This is a genomic window from Treponema sp. OMZ 840 (genome assembly GCF_050937815.1).
In the GTDB taxonomy this organism is placed as follows: domain Bacteria; phylum Spirochaetota; class Spirochaetia; order Treponematales; family Treponemataceae; genus Treponema_C.
Genome location: NZ_JACDIJ010000029.1, coordinates 1 through 2,606 on the forward strand (window position 1 = coordinate 1; position 2,606 = coordinate 2,606).

General features: G+C 48.8%; 1 protein-coding gene. It reads right to left on the bottom strand.

Features of this window, described 5'->3' with window-relative positions; all coding sequences use genetic code 11:
• Positions 1–426: 426 nt before the first annotated feature.
• Entirely contained in the window at positions 427–2,448 is a 2,022-nt protein-coding gene (locus tag H0R92_RS13935; protein ID WP_432966257.1) for an InlB B-repeat-containing protein, read from the bottom strand.
• Between the last annotated feature and the right edge of the window lie 158 nt (positions 2,449–2,606).

Sequence of the window (2,606 nt, forward strand, 5' to 3'; positions counted from 1 at the left end):
AGAATAGCCGTACATAATCAGTTTTGGGCAAAGCCCAAAACTGGAGTTGAAAACCGAGCAGGATGTGCGACGGAGCCGACGTTATTTTAAATCTTTTATGTTCCGCCACGGACGGCGGAAAAAAGCCGCATCCAAATCTCAAGTTGAAAACGGAACAGGACGTGCAAAATGCTGCACATAAAAAATCCTGTTTCAAATCCTGCACACGGATGTGCAGAATAGCCGTACATAATCAGTTTTGAGCTATGCTCAAAACTGGAGTTCAAAACCGCACAGGATGTGCGACGGAGCCGACGTTATTTTAAATCTTTTATGTTCCGCCACGGACGGCGGAAAAAAGCCGTAGATAATGAGATTTGGATGCGGCAGAACGCCGCATCCAAATCTCAAGTTGAAAACGGGACACGAAGTCCCGTTTTCAAACGTTTACGGCAGCGCCGTTATGGTGCCGAACTTTTTCCAGCCATTGGCGGCTTGGTAGGCGGCTTCCGAGCCTGCAGGTACTTTTAAGGTTACGCCGGATAAGTTTACGCCAGTAAAAAAACTGGAGCTGGATGTTACCGGCGGGGCTGCCGCCTTACAGGTAACACTCTCAATAGCCGTACAGTATCTGCAAAAATAGGATGCCTTTATGTCAGTAAGGGTAGAAGGAAGTTCAAGCGTTTTAAGCTTTTCGCAATCGTTAAGGAAATACTGCCCCAACAATCCACTAATGCCTTCGGGGATTGTTACAGCTTCCACAGCAGCGCCGGCAAGGAAGTGTGAGCCTATAGAGGTAAGCGAAGAGGGAAGATTGACCGTTGCTAATTTCTCGCAGTATAGAAAACTTCTGTTTTCTATTGTTGTAAGACCGTCGGGCAAGATAACGGAAGTAAGATTCTCACAGTAGTAAAAAGAGCTATTACCCAGTACCCTAACGCTTTCGGGAACCGTATAAGAGGTGCCCGCTTTTTTCATAGGATAGCGAATCAGCTTTGTTTGAGCCTTATCGAATAAAACACCGCCGGCTACACTTAAAAAGTCGCTTTCTCCGCTTAAGGCAAAGGCACTTAGATAACCGAACGATATATCTTTGTCGAAACCGGTTAGGGTGTAGGTAATACCTTCATATTCAACAGCCGTACTGAGGGTGTATACACCGCTCTGGCTTGTGCTCGCCTCTGTCATTATCACGTGTTTTTTAACCTTGTCGGTTACTTTGTACTTTTCTCCGTTGGTAAGGGTAAACTCATTGGGAATGGCTACCGAAGAAACAAAAGAAACCGTTATCTGTGCCGCCTTTGTTACCCTGTGCTCATAGGTGTTTGCGGTGTTGCCCGCTACGGTTTCATTGTTTACCGTCCATTTTTCAACCTTGAAGCCTGCATCGGGGGCTGCCGTAAAGACTAAAAGTGTGTTTTCGGGAACCTGAGTGCCTGAGGTAAAAACAGCCCCTCCTTCTTTGTAGACGGCACTGAGGCTTCCGTTAGGGGGAGTACCTGCAACGCCGAAATCTACTTTAAAGGTTTTTACCTTAAAAGTTACCTGAACCGTTACGGGACCCGTTATTTTTACCATTGCCGTGCCGCTTCCCTCCGTTCCGCCGGAAAGGACTTGCCCGCCCGTAATGTTCCACTTGTCTACCGCATAATCCGAATCGGGGCTTGCGGTAAAGACGATTTTTTTGCCTTCTTCTACCATGCCGTCGGAAGGAAGAGCGGGGTCGGCACTTATGCTGCCGTGTGCTCCTGCCGTCATGGTTACAAGGTGTTTTGGGGTAAGGGTTTTTTCTTTAAAGACAACCTTTACGGTAAGGGGGGCTTTAAGGATTACGCAGGCGGTGTTGTTTTGAGTCGTGCCTGTGCCCTCCTCAAAGGTCATTCCCGCCCCGGTGATTTTCCACTCTTTTACCTCGTAACCGGGGTTAGGAGCTGCGGTAAAGGTTACGGCTTTGCCTTCCTGTACCGTATTGCCTGAGGTAAGAGGAGCTCCGTCCGCTTTTGCGCTAAGAGTTCCGTTTACGCCTTCCACGCTGAAGGTTACGGCGTGTTGGGGAAGCGGAGTGCTGTCATCTTCAAAGCTCACCTTTACCGTTACCGCCTTGGTAATATTAAGCGAATAGGTACTGTTATTGCCGTTTACTGCCGACCCGTCAAGCGTCCAGCCCTTTACCCGGTACCCGCTTGCAGGCGCTGCGGTAAAGGTTACGGTTTTGCCTTTTTCTACGCTTATGGGACTTGTCTCCGTTTCCGCTATACCGTCCGATTTTGCCTTAAGTGTGCCGTTTGCACCGTCCACACCGAATTTTACCTCGTACTTGGGAACAGGTGTTGTACCTCCGCCGCCTCCTCCTGCGGCGTTGGGGCAGGCGGTTAAAAGCCCCATAATTACTAACGATGCGGCAAGTGCAAGTACTGCCGCCCAACTTGTAAAGCGCTTTGCGCTTTTGTTTTTGTTTGAGTTTTTCATATCAAACCTCCTCTATTAGGGGGAGAGAGAACCCCGTTCAGGGCAGGGTTCTCTCTCCCCCTAGAACCCCCTCTCTCTCCCGCACTGCCAAAGGGCTCTGCCCTTTGGAATCCCGAACATACAGCTAAAACTGTATGTTCAATGTTACCTTTAAGTGT

Coding starts and splice junctions, on each gene's coding strand:
- H0R92_RS13935 (WP_432966257.1), bottom strand. CDS start 2,448: ATGAAAAACTCAAACAAAAACAAAAGCGCAAAGCGCTTTACAAGTTGG.